This window comes from Mesorhizobium sp. B2-4-6 (genome assembly GCF_006442775.1).
Classification (GTDB): Bacteria; Pseudomonadota; Alphaproteobacteria; order Rhizobiales; family Rhizobiaceae; genus Mesorhizobium.
This window is the reverse complement of sequence record NZ_VFVI01000006.1, coordinates 282,540-296,850: the sequence shown is the minus strand read 5'-3', so window position 1 is coordinate 296,850 and position 14,311 is coordinate 282,540. Positions and strand designations below refer to the sequence as shown.

Annotated in this window: 13 protein-coding genes; 5 read left to right on the top strand and 8 right to left on the bottom strand. The window is 62.9% G+C overall.

Annotation, left to right across the window (positions count from 1 at the left end; genetic code table 11):
• Positions 1-103: 103 nt before the first annotated feature.
• Together FJ957_RS18100 and FJ957_RS18095 are read left to right on the top strand one after the other, a co-directional pair.
• Positions 104-850 carry an SDR family oxidoreductase gene (locus tag FJ957_RS18100; RefSeq protein WP_140833627.1) on the top strand — a complete coding sequence of 249 codons (747 nt, stop codon included), beginning with the start codon at positions 104-106 and terminating at the stop codon, positions 848-850.
• A 105-nt stretch (positions 851-955) separates the two neighbouring features.
• Positions 956-2,275 carry a Mur ligase family protein gene (locus tag FJ957_RS18095; RefSeq protein WP_140833625.1) on the top strand — a complete coding sequence of 440 codons (1,320 nt, stop codon included), beginning with the start codon at positions 956-958 and terminating at the stop codon, positions 2,273-2,275.
• Here FJ957_RS18095 and FJ957_RS18090 read toward each other — a convergent pair.
• The 5 genes from FJ957_RS18090 to FJ957_RS18070 form a co-directional block, all read right to left on the bottom strand.
• Entirely contained in the window at positions 2,259-3,149 is an 891-nt protein-coding gene (locus tag FJ957_RS18090; protein WP_140833624.1) for an SH3 domain-containing protein, read from the bottom strand. The genes FJ957_RS18095 and FJ957_RS18090 overlap by 17 nt on opposite strands.
• 257 nt (positions 3,150-3,406) lie before the next feature.
• Positions 3,407-4,693: an FAD-binding oxidoreductase gene (locus FJ957_RS18085; protein WP_140833622.1), complete on the bottom strand. Its 1,287-nt coding sequence runs from the start codon at positions 4,691-4,693 to the stop codon at positions 3,407-3,409.
• 10 nt (positions 4,694-4,703) lie between these two features.
• Positions 4,704-6,137 carry a glutamine synthetase family protein gene (locus FJ957_RS18080; RefSeq protein ID WP_140833619.1) on the bottom strand — a complete coding sequence of 478 codons (1,434 nt, stop codon included), beginning with the start codon at positions 6,135-6,137 and terminating at the stop codon, positions 4,704-4,706.
• A gap of 70 nt (positions 6,138-6,207) precedes the next feature.
• Positions 6,208-7,083 carry an ATP-grasp fold amidoligase family protein gene (locus FJ957_RS18075; RefSeq protein WP_181180608.1) on the bottom strand — a complete coding sequence of 292 codons (876 nt, stop codon included), beginning with the start codon at positions 7,081-7,083 and terminating at the stop codon, positions 6,208-6,210.
• A 127-nt stretch (positions 7,084-7,210) separates the two neighbouring features.
• Positions 7,211-8,005: a class I SAM-dependent methyltransferase gene (locus FJ957_RS18070; RefSeq protein ID WP_140833615.1), complete on the bottom strand. Its 795-nt coding sequence runs from the start codon at positions 8,003-8,005 to the stop codon at positions 7,211-7,213.
• A 115-nt stretch (positions 8,006-8,120) separates the two neighbouring features.
• Between FJ957_RS18070 and FJ957_RS18065 the strand changes: the two genes are divergently transcribed.
• A complete protein-coding gene (locus FJ957_RS18065; protein WP_140833613.1) occupies positions 8,121-8,828 on the top strand; it encodes an HAD family hydrolase in 708 nt (235 codons plus the stop codon).
• Between the two features lie 14 nt (positions 8,829-8,842).
• Here FJ957_RS18065 and FJ957_RS18060 read toward each other — a convergent pair whose 3' ends face one another.
• The 3 genes from FJ957_RS18060 to aceA form a co-directional block, all read right to left on the bottom strand.
• Positions 8,843-9,205, bottom strand: coding sequence for a response regulator transcription factor (locus tag FJ957_RS18060; RefSeq protein ID WP_140833611.1), 363 nt, complete (start codon positions 9,203-9,205; stop codon positions 8,843-8,845).
• A gap of 311 nt (positions 9,206-9,516) precedes the next feature.
• The gene (locus tag FJ957_RS18055) at positions 9,517-9,759 is read right to left on the bottom strand and encodes a hypothetical protein (RefSeq protein WP_027168360.1); all 243 of its coding nucleotides are present in this window, start codon (positions 9,757-9,759) and stop codon (positions 9,517-9,519) included.
• Positions 9,760-9,813: 54 nt separating this feature from the next.
• Positions 9,814-11,103 (bottom strand): isocitrate lyase, encoded by a 1,290-nt coding sequence (gene aceA / locus FJ957_RS18050; protein ID WP_140833609.1) that lies wholly within the window; start codon positions 11,101-11,103, stop codon positions 9,814-9,816.
• Positions 11,104-11,354: 251 nt separating this feature from the next.
• On the opposite strand from aceA, the gene FJ957_RS18045 reads away from it, so the two are divergent.
• Positions 11,355-12,797 (top strand): XRE family transcriptional regulator, encoded by a 1,443-nt coding sequence (locus tag FJ957_RS18045; protein WP_140833607.1) that lies wholly within the window; start codon positions 11,355-11,357, stop codon positions 12,795-12,797.
• 211 nt (positions 12,798-13,008) lie between these two features.
• Positions 13,009-13,974: a DMT family transporter gene (locus tag FJ957_RS18040; RefSeq protein WP_140833606.1), complete on the top strand. Its 966-nt coding sequence runs from the start codon at positions 13,009-13,011 to the stop codon at positions 13,972-13,974.
• Positions 13,975-14,311 lie beyond the last annotated feature (337 nt).

The window sequence follows — 14,311 nt, the reverse complement described above, 5'->3', positions numbered from 1 at the left end:
CGAATGTGACGAAAGCTAAGGGAGATGTAGCCTGGCTCGCGGTGGGCCGGGCGGCAGGTGGAAAAGTCACGTCAAGCTGCGGAATCCAATGAGCGGGAAAACCATGCGTCTGGAAAACAAGGTCGCCGTCATCACCGGTGCCGCGTCGGGCTTCGGCGAAGGCATGGCCAGGCGCTTTGCCGAAGAGGGCGCGCGCGTGGTCGTCGCCGACCTCAACGCCAGGGGCGCCCAGCGGGTGGCCGAAGAGATCGGCGAGAGCGCCATATGGACCCAGACCGACGTTTCCCTGCGCTCCGAATTCGACGAGATGATCTATGCCGGCAAGAGCGCCTTCGGTCGCATCGACATCATGGTCAACAATGCGGGCTTCACCCATCGCAACGGCGACATGCTCGGCATCGATGAGGAAACCTTCGACCTGATCACCGCGGTCAACATGAAGGCGATCTACCACGCGGCGCTTGCCGTCGTGCCGATCATGGACCGGCAGGGAGGCGGCGTCATCCTGACCACGGCCTCGACGGCCGGGCTTCGGCCGAGGCCAGGCCTGACCTGGTATAACGCCTCCAAGGGCTGGGCGATCACCGCCACCAAGTCGATGGCGGTCGAACTGGCGCCGAAGAACATCCGCGTCAACTGCCTCTGTCCGGTCGCCGGCGAGACCGGCATGCTGGAGAAGTTCATGGGCGCCGACACGCCGGAGATCCGGGAAAAATTCCGCGCCTCGATCCCTCTCGGCCGGCTTTCGACGCCGCTCGATATCGCCAACGCGGCGCTGTGGCTGGCCTCGGATGAAGCCGCCTTCATCACCGGCGTGGCGCTGGAGGTCGACGGCGGCCGCTGCATCTGAGCCGCTTCAGGTGGCGCATGGCAGCTTTATGCGCGGTCAAGCCGAGTCCCATTTGACTTCATGGTCCGTCAAAACGATAACGGATCGGCGTAGGGGAATTGGCGCGTGGTTAAGGTCAGGCTGCGTGAAATTCGCAATGATCTGGGCTGGCGATTGCGTCGCTATCGGGCAAACCGTGCGCGTGCCCAAAGCAAGGCTGTCTTCATCGGGATAACCGGCAGTTCCGGCAAATCGACGGCAACCAGCTTGCTTGGGCATATCCTGGCCGGTCACGGCACGGTCCATACGCAAGTTCTGGCCAACACGCTCAACGCACTGGTCCGCACGCTCTACAAGCGCATGAAACGCGCGGGCGAAGTCGACTACGTCGTCTTCGAAGCCGGCGCGTATGAGCCCGGTTCGATCCAAGGCATGGCGCAAATGCTGAAGCCGGACGTCGCGCTCGTGACGATGATCCGGCTGGAGCATGTCGGCAAGTTCAGGACGCTGGAAGCTGTTGCGCGGGAAAAACGGGCGCTGGTCGATGCGTTGGAGCCCGGCGGACTCGCGATCTTGAACGCCGACGACCCGCATGTGCTTGACATGGCTTCGGGCGCAAGGTGCCGCGTCGCGACTTTCGGTCAGTCCGAGGCCGCGGACTATCGTGTAACAGACATCCATGCCGCCTATCCGGACCTGCTCAGATTTTCGCTTCGACGGCACGGTGGCGACATACACATGCAGACACCATTCCCCGGCGAGCACTTCTGGCTGCCGGCAGCCGCCGCCGTCGTCACGGCGCTGGAACTTGGTGTTCCACCGGAGAAAATCGCCGCAAGGACCGCATCCTTCGAACCTCTGGCCAACCGTTGTACGGTGCTGGTGACCGATCGGGGTCCACAGTTCATCGTCGATGCTGTCAAAGCGCCCTGGCATTCGCTGAACATTGCGTTCGAGATGATGGCCAAAGCGAAGGCCGTTCGTAAACGGATCGTCGTTGGACAGATTTCCGACTACACCGGTTCGTCGAGAAAGTATGGCACGGCTTATGGTATCGCCCGCGACATCGCCGACGAGGTCATCTTCACCGGCGACAATGCCCATCGCTCGCGCGCCAGCCAGGCCGACCGCGACAGCGGCCGTTTCGTCGAACTTCGCACCCCGAAGGAAGTCTCGGACCAAATCAAGCGGACGGCCGTTCCCGGAGAACTGATCCTGCTGAAGAGCTCATCCAATCTCCATCTGGAGAGGATCGCGCTGGCCTGGACGCATGACGTCAGATGCTGGATTCCGGCATGCGGCAAGAAAGAGAGCTGTCAGGCTTGCGGCCTCTACGAAGTGCCGTTCGAGGAACACAGATCCTTCCTCGCCAATCGCCGGCTTCAGCGCAGACGGCGTCGCTTTGAATGGCTGCTTGGTGGGTCAAGCCTTATGCGCCGGTCTTGATGTAGCTTTTGTAGACCCAGCCGTGCTTGCCGTTATAGACGATCTCGCACCATTGCTTGCAATTCATCACCTGCACCGATGCCTTGGCCGGCACCGTGGCGATTGCGGCGGCACCTTTCTTCGGGCCTGAGCGCATGGTCACAGCTCTCAAGACGCGCCCGTTTGCGGCCGCGTTGGCTCTTTGAGCTTTCGGCTCAGGCTGTGCCGAGCTGTCCGTCGCTGCCGGCTGCGGATCTGGAACCTGCGGCTTGGCTTCAGGAATAGCGGCGGTTTGGGCGCCGTCCATCGTGTCGCCCGGCTTCTTCGCGGCCGCTGCTGTCTCGCTGGCGGAACCGGCGACCTGCGACAGCGCGTTCGCGGCGTCGTTCTCGGCATCGGCCTTGGCAAAGGCCGTATCGGTCGATTGCGCGGGGGCCGTGTCGGCGTCCTGCTTGAATGGAGCTGGGTGGTTCTCGGCCGGGGCAGGTGGCGTCTTGGCATCGGAAGCCGTCCAGCGAGGGTTGTTTGATGCCAAGGCCGGAATGTTGGCTTCGCGGGCCGCCGTCGTGGGCGTCACCGCATCCCCCTTGCGCGCGGCCTGCGGCGCCGTCGCCACAGTGACCGCTGCTGCCGCCGGAGCGACTTTCGTGGTCTTCACCGGAATTGTCGGAACGATCTGCGCGGCATTTGCCGCAGTCACTTGCCGGTCACTGCCCGGAACGCACAGCCACAGCGCCACCGCGGCCACGCCGAGCAGCGCGGCGGTGCCGACCGCTGCAATGACCAGATGCGCGTTCGACTGTACCTTCTGCCAGAAGGATGGCCGTACGTTATAGCCGAACTGCATTGTAAAGCGCTGCCGTTCCGGCGCGCCGAAACTGAAGGGCTCGTTCACTCAAACCACCTCCAACAAGCGGGCCGACGTTCTTTCGATCATTGCCGTAACGATTGGCTTCGATCGGCATCGGTCCCGAAATCTTTGCGGGCAGGCCCGCGAAATCCCCGGATTTTCGCCCATAATTGCATCTTTTACTGCTGATTATGGCATGAGTGAGCCAATTTGCGAAATTCTGCGCGCCTGTTAAGGCTTCCACAACCTGCCGCGTGGAGGCCGCCAGCCTCGAATCGGTGGCTTCGGCTGGCCTGCCGGCTTCAAATCCTGTCGCGCAGCGCGAACCAGTTCAGCGCCAGGAACAAGAGCGGCGCCCGCAAACGCCGACCGCCTGGGAAGGCGGGAATTTTCAGATCCTCGATCAATTTCAAGCGGTCGCGATTGCCGGCAACGGTCTCGGCATAGAGCTTGCCGAAGAAGTTCGACAGCATGACGCCGTGGCCGGAATAGCCGCCCATCGAAATCACCTTCGGCATCACTTCGCGCACGAATGGCTTTCTCGGCACCGTGATGCCGACATAGCCGCCCCAGCCATGCGTGATCTCGACATCCTTAAGGTCCGGGTAGAGCTCGGCGATCTGCCTGCGGATGTGGATATGGATGTCCCTCGGATCGTTGACGGCATAGACCTCGCGGCCGCCGAACAACAGCCGGCCGTCCTTCGACTTGCGGAAATAGCGCACCACGAAACGGGAATCGTCGACCGACTCGCCGCCCGGCAGCACCTTGGAAGCGGCGCCGAGCGGCACGGTCGCGCCAATGAAGGAGCCGATCGGCATGATGTGAGCCGCGCTCACCGGCTCCAGGTTGCCGCCATAGGCATTGACCCCGATCAGGCATCTGTCGGCTGCGATCGTGCCCCTGGGCGTCGTGACCGTCACCTTGCCGCCATTGGAAGCGATGCCGGTGGACGGCGTCTGCTCGAAGAGATGCGCGCCGGCCGCCGCGGCCACTCTCGCGGTGCCGATCACCAGCTTCAGCGGATGGATGTGTCCGGTACCGATGTCGCGGGCGCCGCCGAAGTAGCGTGTCGAGCCGAGCCGCTCCGCTGTCTCCGCCGCGTCCATGAAGCTGACATGCGGGTAGCCGAAGCGGTTCGCCATGATCTCGGCGTGGCGCCTGTAGTCGTCGACGTAGCGCCGTTTGTGCGCGACCGAAAGCTGACCCGGCATATAGTCGATGTCGATGGCGTTGGCGGCAGCGAAGTCGAACAGATGCGCCTTGGCTTCTTCGGCCATGTCGAACAGCGCCCTGGCACGGGAGAGGCCGTACTCGGCCTCCAACTCCTCCGCCCAGGCGCGCTGTCCGGTGCCGAGTTGGCCGCCATTGCGCCCCGAAGCGCCGTCGCCGAAACGATAGGCTTCGATCAGCACGACATTCGCGCCGGCTTTGGCGAGATGCGCGGCTGCCGAGAGGCCAGTGAAGCCGCCGCCAATAATGACGACGTCACATTGGCGATCACCATCTAGCGAAGGGTATTCGGGCCGAGGCCCGGCCGTATCCTCGTACCACGAGCGGCCCGGGGAAATGGGAGACTGATAGGGCATGATCAGTGCCCTATACGTTCAACAAGAGATACTCCCGCTCCCACGGGCTGATCACTTCCATGAAGGTCTCGAACTCGGCGCGCTTGATCGCGGTGTAGGTGGCGGCGAAGGATTTGCCGAGGATGGTGCCGAGCTCCTTATCGTCCTCGAACAGGCCGACGGCCTCCAGAAGACCACGCGGCAGGTCGATTTCATCCGCATTGGCGGTCGTCAGCACCGGCGGTTCCGCCTTGATCTTGTTGCTCATGCCGACCAGCCCGCATGCAAGCGAGGCCGCCAGCGCCAGATAGGGGTTGGCGTCGGAGGACGGGATGCGGTTTTCAACGCGTCGCGCCGCCGGATCCGAGCGCGGCACGCGGAAGGCGGTGGTGCGGTTGTCGTAGCCCCATTTGTTGTTGACCGGCGCCGAAGCCTGCTGCGTCAGCCGGCGATAGGAATTGACGTAAGGCGCGAACATCACCAGCGCGTTCGGCACATGCTTCTGCATGCCGCCGATGAAGTGGAAGAACGCATCAGTCTCCGAGCCGTCCTCGGCCGAGAAGATGTTCCTGCCGGTCTTCTTGTCGACGACCGACTGGTGGATATGCATGGCCGAGCCAGGCTGCCCCTGGATTGGCTTTGCCATGAAGGTGGCGTAGATCTCGTGCTTCAGCGCCGCCTCGCGGATGGTGCGCTTGAACATGAAGACCTGGTCGGCGAGCTCGATCGGATTGCCGTGGCGCAGATTGATCTCGAGCTGGCCGGCGCCTTCCTCATGGATCAGCGTGTCGATCTCCAGGCCTTGCCGTTCCGAGAAATGGTAGATGTCGTCGATCAGTTCGTCGAATTCGTTGACGCCGGCGATCGAATAGCCGGCGCCGCCGCCGATCGGCCGTCCCGAACGCCCGACCGGCGGCGTCAGCGGATAGTCCGGATCGGGGTTCTTGCGCACCAGGTAGAATTCGATCTCGGGCGCCACCACCGGTCTCAACCCGCGCTCGTCATAGGCGGCCAGCACGCGCTTCAGCACGTTGCGGGGCGTGAATTCGACCGAGCGGCCGTCCTGGTGAACGAGATCGCAGATGACCGCTGCCGTCGGGTCCTCTTCCCAGGGCACGACGGTCAGCGTCGAAAGATCGGGCAGCAGCTTCAGGTCGCCATCGTCCTCGGGGTAATGGAAGCCGTTGCCGTCCTCGGGATAGCCGCCGGAGATCGTCGTCATGAACACGGCCGAAGGCAGCGCCAGCGAGGTGTTGGAAGTGAATTTCTTCGACGGCATCATCTTGCCGCGGGCGACGCCCGCCTGATCGGGCGTGATGCACTCGATGTCCTCGATGCCGCGCCATTCGAGCCAGGCGCTGGCTTCCTTCCAGTTCTTCACACCGCGCTGGTTTTTCAGGAATGCAGGCGTGCGGGCGCGCCCCCCCCGGCTTGACGGACGGACTTCCTTTTTTTCAGGCGGCATCATTCACCAGATTGTGTTGCGGATTTCGAAGTATAGCCGGGCGCCATGGGGGAAGGGAAGGGGAAGCGGTTTACGCGACAGCGCTTCGCAATTGTCGAACGTCACCCGAACCGGCTTCCGGCTGCGTTTCTTCGAGCCTCCGCCGCAACGCCGACGCATAAAGTCTTCGCCAGCCTTTTTGCGGCGCGCTGAGAAACCACGATTGCCGCAAATCCCAACTGTGACGAGACAGATCACGCAGTTCTACGTTTGTTATTCCCTTTCCGGAGAGCGGGTAGACGGCGAACTCGGAGAAAAAGATCTCGCCGTTTAGCGCGTAGAGATCACATCGCATCCGATCGAACGGCGCGGAGAGCTTCTCCGCAATTTCGCACATGCGTGAAAATGTCTTCGGCAGTGGTGCCTCGACCCAGGCGGCACCGCTGTCCGACGATGGAGAGATATAGCGCCCGTCTCTCTGGTAATGCCCCTTGCGCTCCTCGCCCTGATTGTTACGGCTGGCTGCGTAAACATATTCCGTGATCCCGCCCGAGACATGAAACTTGTATTCCGTGCCGATGGGCTCGCCGCGATCCATCAGCATCTCCTCCACCAGAATGCAGCGAACGGTGTCCTTGTATGCCCATTCCCCGAAGCGCTTGCCAAAGCGGCGGCGTACCCAGCGCGATGCACGCCTATGCAGTCTGGCCTTATCGACTTCTCCGTTGCGGACCATGATGTTCCATCGGCAGCCGTGATTGGCCTTGACCACGACATTACCGAGAAGGACATCGGGAGGAATGAGAGCGGCATCGCTGCCCGACCACAGCACCTTGGCCGTCTTCAATTCGGGGCAAACGGACAATGCATAGGCCTTCGAGGCGAGCTTATCGCAGGCGAGGGTGAACAGTGGATTGCGGTCGAACAGCTTTCGCCACAAGAACTTGTCGACATAGGTGACCGGCATGGCGGGATCCGGCAGAACGCGGCTATCTTTGTAGGTGTGCCAGCAAACAAAAGGATGGCGCGCAAAACACCACATCCGCGTCAGGCCTATTACCAGGCGGTCGACAGTCCGGCTTGAAACTGCCTTGCTAATCAAGATTCTCGCCCGCTGCTTTTGACCTCCGTCGCTTGAGAATGATGTCCCTGGTCATGGTTTGCGAAACGGAGGTGCGGCCGGTGACCTGGAGCCGCGGATCCAAGGCATCTTCGGCCTTGTCGGCCCAGAGCCGGCCGAGCGAGCAGGGATCCCAGACGATGATCGTCACGTCTTCAGGCGCGGTATCGGCAACCCGTGCCACGACGGCGGCCTTCGGCGATACCATGTTGGCGATGTAGACCACTTGCGCATTGGCGTAGTCGTAATCGAGGCCATTGCAAAGTTCGGCGCGGATTCGTGGGTAGCCCAGCTTTGCCGCAAGCACATTGGCCGTTTCCACGGCTTCGGGGACGATATCCAGCCCAATGATTTGCGGGATCGTGGTTTGGTCGTGGAAACGAAACATGGTGAAAGGCCGTCCGCCGCAGCCGACCATCACTACCTGCTGGCAGCCGCGAAAATCGAGGCGGTTGAAAACTTCATTCAGCCGGTTGTAAGCGTAGTTCGAGGACATGAGGCCGATATTGGTGCTTTTTGGCGCCACGGTTTGAAAGGAAACCGGTCCATCGGCATCCTGCTGCAAGAGCAAGGCGATCTCGGCGACGTCTTGCGCGTGGACCATTTTTCGGAATGCCTCGGTGAGCGCCGGCTTGTGGGCAAAGAATTCCGGATGGCTTGCGAGCAACGCATCGCCAGTCTCGTGACCCATGCCGAGCCCGAGTTCTCGAAGCGCCATGACGAGCTCGATCGGATCGCTGTCCTGGGAGCTTTCCAGGATACGCTCCAACTCGCCTTTCCATGAATTCAGCATGCACCCCCGCGCTCTACCGTTCTCCAGCTAGAGCTAGCAGTACCCGGCAAACGCGTCTACACCACGCGTTCGTGAAGAGGATGACGTGACAATGTCCGCTCTTACCACAATCGGTTTCGATGCCGACGACACGCTGTGGCAGAACGAACAGTTCTTCCGCATGACCGAACAACGCTTCCTCGCCATGCTTGCCGAGCATGGCGATGCAAGCCGGATTTCGGCGAACCTGCTTGAGGCGGCAAAACGCAACCTCGGCCTCTACGGCTTCGGCATAAAGAGCTTCACGCTGTCGATGATCGAGACGGCGATCGAGGTTACCGAAGGCCGTGTTCCGGCCTCGACCATCGCGGAAATCCTGGCTGCCGGACGCGACATGCTCAGCCACCCGATCGAGCCGCTGCCCCAAGCGCGCGAGACGGTCGAGAAGCTCGCCGGCAACTATCGCCTGGTGCTGATCACCAAGGGCGACCTCATGGACCAGGAGCGCAAGCTTGCGCAATCGGGACTGGGCGAGTTCTTCGACGCCGTCGAGATCGTCAGCGACAAGAGCGCCGCCACCTATGCCCGTATCTTCAGCCGCCATGGCGACGGACCGCAAAGGAGCATGATGGTCGGCAACTCGCTCAGGTCGGACGTGGTCCCGGCCATCGACGCCGGCGGCTGGGGTATTTATGTCCCGCATGAATTGACCTGGGCGGCCGAGCATGCCGAGGCGCCGATCGCGGCGCCGCGTTTCCGCGAGATCGCCGACCTGAGCGAGTTGCCCGCGCTGATCGAAAGCATCGCCGCCGCAGGCTGACCAGATTAGGGGCCTTAGCCGCGCCCGACCAGGCGATCGACCACCGGTTGCAGCCTCTCGGGCGTGATCGGCTTGGCAACCACCGCATCGACCACGCTCGACAGGCCGAGGCTTTCCGGCGTGCCACTCCTGGTTGAAAGCAGGATCACCGCGGGCAACGGTTTGCCCGAGGCGCGCCGCAGCGCGTCGATGGCCGACATCAGCCGGTCGCAATCCTTGTTGTCCGGGCCGCCGTCCAGGATGACGGCGCCGGGCAGTTGGCCGTTCAGCGTCTTCTCGGCGGCCTCGGGCGGTTCCGAGATCGGCTTCAGTCCCGATTTCTCGACGATTTTCGACACCACGACGCGGTTGATCGACGATTTTCCGACGACAAGCACTTTGGAAAAATCCGCCGCGGTCGCGCCAGTTCGGGCTGTCGGTTTCGGGCGTTTTTCGGAGTGGTCGTCATGGTCGGCGGGACACATCGGCGGGCTGGCACTCTGGTTCAATGCAGGGTTGAAACCTGAGGCACAATTGGGTGAGATCGCGGCCGGTGTCAAGCTGAAACGGTCGAGGTCGAAAATATAGCAAGAAATTCCGAGATTCAGAGAAAGTCGTACCCTTGACGGTGAAGGCAAACCGAAAAAAGACGATAGTCTCCCGAACGTATAGCGCGCGGGAGACTATCGCCGAGACTGTTGACGTTACGTCAAGTGTGGCTCTGCTGGGTAACGATCACCGGGATCAAAAGATCTCCCCAGTTGCCGTCGCCGCCATGGTGCCTGGCCGAGCGCACCAGTTCCACCGAGACGCCGGCCTCGACCGCCTTCATGACGGACTGGTTGAGTCGGTGCAGATCGTTGGCGAGCATGCGGATCGTCGCCTGCTGGTCGACGCTCATCGCGCTCGATTGTTCTTCTGCCCTTTCCTTGACACGGCTTATCGATGCCATTGCTCTTCTCCTCTATGTAGATGCCCTGCGGGCGTTTCCTCTGGTTGTTATCCGTTACTCGGCGGCCGGCCTGAACTGGGCGTGCTCGGTCGATTCATGCATGGCGGTGGTCGAAGACTGGCCGCCGGTGATCGCCATCGACACGGCGTCGAAATAGCCGGTGCCGACCTCGCGCTGGTGCTTGGTCGCGGTATAGCCGTTGGCCTCCGCCGCGAACTCGGCCTCCTGCAGTTCCGAATAAGCGGCCATCTGCCGGTCCTTGTAGCCGCGCGCCAGCTCGAACATACCGAAGTTCAACTGGTGGAAGCCGGCCAGCGTGATGAACTGGAACTTGTAGCCCATCGCCCCGAGCTCCCTCTGGAACTTCGCGATCGTCGCGTCGTCGAGGTTCTTCTTCCAGTTGAAGGACGGCGAACAATTGTAGGCGAGCAGCTTGCCCGGATGGTGCTTGTGCACACCCTCGGCGAATTTCCTGGCCTGCGCCAGATCAGGCTTCGACGTCTCGCACCAGATCAGGTCGGCATGCGGCGCATAGGCCACGGCGCGCGCGATGCAAGGCTCGATGCCGTTCCGCACATTGTAGAAGCCCTCGACCGTGCGGCCGGCGTCGTAGTCGACGAAGGGCCGGTCGCGCTCGTCGATATCGGAGGTCAAAAGCTTCGCCGCCTCGGCGTCCGTGCGCGCCACGACCAGCGTCGGCGTGCCCATGACGTCGGCCGCAAGGCGTGCCGCGTTGAGGTTGCGGATATGCGCCGCCGTCGGGATCAGCACCTTGCCGCCGAGATGGCCGCATTTCTTTTCCGACGCCAACTGGTCCTCATAGTGGACGCCCGCGGCGCCGGCTTCGATGAAGGCCTTCATGATCTCGAAGGCGTTGAGCGGCCCGCCGAAGCCGGCTTCGGCATCGGCCACGATCGGCGCGAACCAGGTCTCGACCGATAGCCCGCTGCCTTCGGACGTCTCGATCTGGTCGGCGCGCTGCAAGGTGCGATTGATGCGCTTGACGAGTTCCGGCGCCGCATTGGCCGGGTAAAGCGACTGGTCCGGATACATCGCCGAGGCGGTGTTGGCGTCGGCGGCCACCTGCCAGCCCGAGAGATAGATCGCCTTCAGCCCGGCCCGAACCTGCTGCATGGCCTGGTTGCCCGACATGGCGCCCAGCGCGTTGACGAAGTCCTCCTCGTGGATGAGCTTCCAGAGCCGGTTCGCGCCCATCTCGGCCAACGTCTGGCGAACCTGCACGGAGCCGCGCAACCGCTTCACATCCTCTGGCGAATAGGGACGCTCGATGCCGTCGAACCGGCCTTCCGGCGCGGAGGGGACGAGGTTGTAAAAATCGGTCATTGGTCACTCCGGATCGTTTGGAAACTGCTTCAGCGCTACATCGCAAGCATGTAGCCTTGCGAGGTCTGCGTGTGACATCATTTACATTGCAGCGCGAAAACGCCCAGAAAAACCACCTTTCGGCCCTGAAAATAAAGGAAAAGCTGTGTTGTCATTGACAAGCTATCTCTGTAAATTTGTCACGATTGTAAAAATGGCGTAGTGGACGCCGGACTCGATATCCATGTAAATTCTTGTCAAGGATGGCACGGATGGCCGACCAGAAGATCTTCGCCGGTCCGCGGCTGCGCCGGCTGCGCAACGCCAGAGGCCTGACCCAGACGGCGATGGCCGAGGGGCTTGGCATCTCGCCCTCCTACCTCAACCTGATCGAGCGCAACCAGCGCCCGCTGACGGTGCAGCTTATTCTCAAGCTGGCCTCCGTCTACAAGGTCGATCCGCATGAATTGCAAGGAGAGACGAAAGGCTCGATCGCGGCACTGCGCGAGGCGTTCAGGGATCCGCTTCTTGCCGGCGAACTCCCTGGCGATCAGGAACTGGTCGATCTCGCCGAGACCGCGCCGAACGCCTCGGCGGCGATGGTGAAACTGTTTCGCGCCTACCGCGAACAGGCTGAGCGCCTGTCGGACCTCAACCAGCTTCTGGCCAGGGAGGGCAGGGCAACCGCGCTGACCGGCACGCGCCTGCCTGCCGATGAAGTCCACGAAGTGTTCGAGCGCCGCCCGAACCACTTCGCTTCGCTGGAGGAGGAGGCGGATGCTTTCACATCGGTGCTCGAACCCGGCGACGACCTGTCCGGCGCGCTCAAGGCCTGGCTGAGGCGCGAGCACGGCATCGTCGTCAAGGTGCTGCCGGTCGCCACCATGCCCAACTGGCGCCGCCGTTACGACCGCCATTCGCAGCGCCTGTTCCTCTCCGAGCGGCTGTCGCCTTTCGACCAACTGCGCGAAGTCGCCATGGAGGCGAGCCTGATGCGGATGTCGGTGGCCATCGCGGGCGAGCTCCAGGCGCTGAAGCTCGGCACCGACGAGGCCCGGCGGCTCGCCCGCTTCGAGCTCGGCCGCTATGCCGCGCATGCGCTGATGATGCCCTATCAGGTTTTCCATGCGGCGGCCGTTCGCGCCCGCTACGACATCGACGTCTTGCGTTCCCGCTTCGGCGTCTCTTTCGAACAGGCGGCCAATCGACTGACCATGCTGCAGCGGCAGGGCGCATCGGGTGTGCCGTTCTTCATGCTGGAAGTCGACAATGCCGGGAACCGCTTCCGCAAGGCCGGCAGCCAGGGCTACCCGCAGAGCCGCTTCGGCGGCGGCTGCCCCAAGCTTCCGGTCCATGCGGCCTTCTCGCAACCGGGCCAGATCCTGGTCGAGGCGCTGGAAATGCCCGATGGCGCCGAGTTCCTGTGCATCGCCCGCACGCTGGAAGGTCCGCAAGGCGCCTTCTCCGAACGGCCGCGGCGCACCGCGCTCTTGCTCGGCTGCGATATCGGCTTCCGCGACGAGATTGTCTATGGCGCGGCGCTGCCGGCCGGAGCCGCCGGCAAGTCCGGGCAAGGCTTCGCCACGCCGGTAGGCCCCGCCTGCCGGCTTTGCGAGCGCGTAGGCTGCCTTGCGCGCGCCGAGCCGCCGGTGACGCGCCCGCTCGGCCTCGACGAGATGGTGACGGGCCTCAGCGCCTTCGATTTTCAGGGATGATACGTCGCCCGAGCCTGCGCATCGGTTCTGGGGACTGACTGTATCAAAGTAAACCGCGAAGAGGTTGTCCTACATTTGAGCGAATGCTGGATCACGCATGGCTTTCCACTTTGCGCTACGCGATTGAGACACAGTCCCGTCGTTTGAGACACAGCATCCCTGTTGTCCTTGGTGCATCGTGTCGCACGCAACTCGCTGACAAGTCATGTCCATGACCGATACCGCCCCGTCGCCTGTCGCCCCGTCGCCTGTCGCTTTGCCAGCCGTCTCGCCGCGCGAGGAGCGGATCGGCATGCTCCTGGTCTTCCTTTCGGCGCTTATGTGGAGCTTCGGCGGCACCATCGCCCGTTTCATCCATGTCGGCGACAGCTGGACGGTGGTGTTCTGGCGTTCGCTGTGGGCCGTGGCCTTTCTCATCGCCTTCATGCTGTGGCGCGACGGTTGGCGCGGTACCCTGAACCTCTTCCGGCATATGGGCCTGCCCGGCCTCGGCGTCGCCTTCTGCTTCGCCACCGCCTCGACCAGCTTCGTGGTGGCGCTTGCCTACACGACCGTCGCCAACATCCTCTTGATGCAGGCCGGCGTGCCGCTGCTGGCGGCGCTTCTTGCCTGGCTCCTGTTTCGCGAACGGGTCAGCCCGGCGACCTGGATCGCGATTGCCGCCGTCATCGCCGGCGTCGCCATCATGGTCTCGGAATCCCTGGGCGGCGCCGTCTCGCCGATCGGCGACGGCCTGGCGCTGCTGATCGCGGTCATGTTCTCGGTGGCAACCGTGATCACTCGGCGCTTTGCCCATGTGCGCATGGTGCCGGCCAATTGTCTCGCGGCGCTGCTCGCTGGCGCTTTCGCCGCTTCCCAGGCATCGGAGTTCGCGGTCTCCGGGCGCGACATGGGCTTCCTCTTCGCCTTCGGCGTCATCAATCTCGGGATCGGCCTCGCCTTTTTTGCCATGGGCGCGCGGCTGGTGCCGGCGGCGATCGCGGCGCTGCTCGGCACCTTCGAGCCGATCCTTGGGCCGATCTGGGTCTGGCTCGTCCATTCCGAAGTGCCGTCGGTGCGCACCATCATCGGCGGCGCGGTCGTGGTCACGGCGCTGCTCGTCCATATCGGCCTGGAGTTCAAGCGCCAGACGCGGCCGGCGCGTCCCGGCGTCACCGGCCTGCCGTCGCCCAATTGACGATAGGCAGCCTTCCCCATTGACAACCCAGTTGCCGGGCGGGCAGGCTGCGATTACGGCAACAACAAGACAGGCGTATCTTGCCAAGTGTCTCCGCCGGCCTGCTCGGGACCGGACAGCATCGTCATAGCTCTGCATACGCCGCGGTGAATGCCGTTGACGCTGCCCGGGTGCCTCGCCGGGAAGGCTGGAATGTCTCGAACCCTGATGCCGTGATCGAGCCTGGCGTGGACAGTTCACGCTTGTCGCTCTCCGGAAAGCTCAATAGTCTTAAACCAACGCCGCCCCGCCATATCGCGACGAGCCGGCGAGGGAACACTCACCAAAGGAGAACACC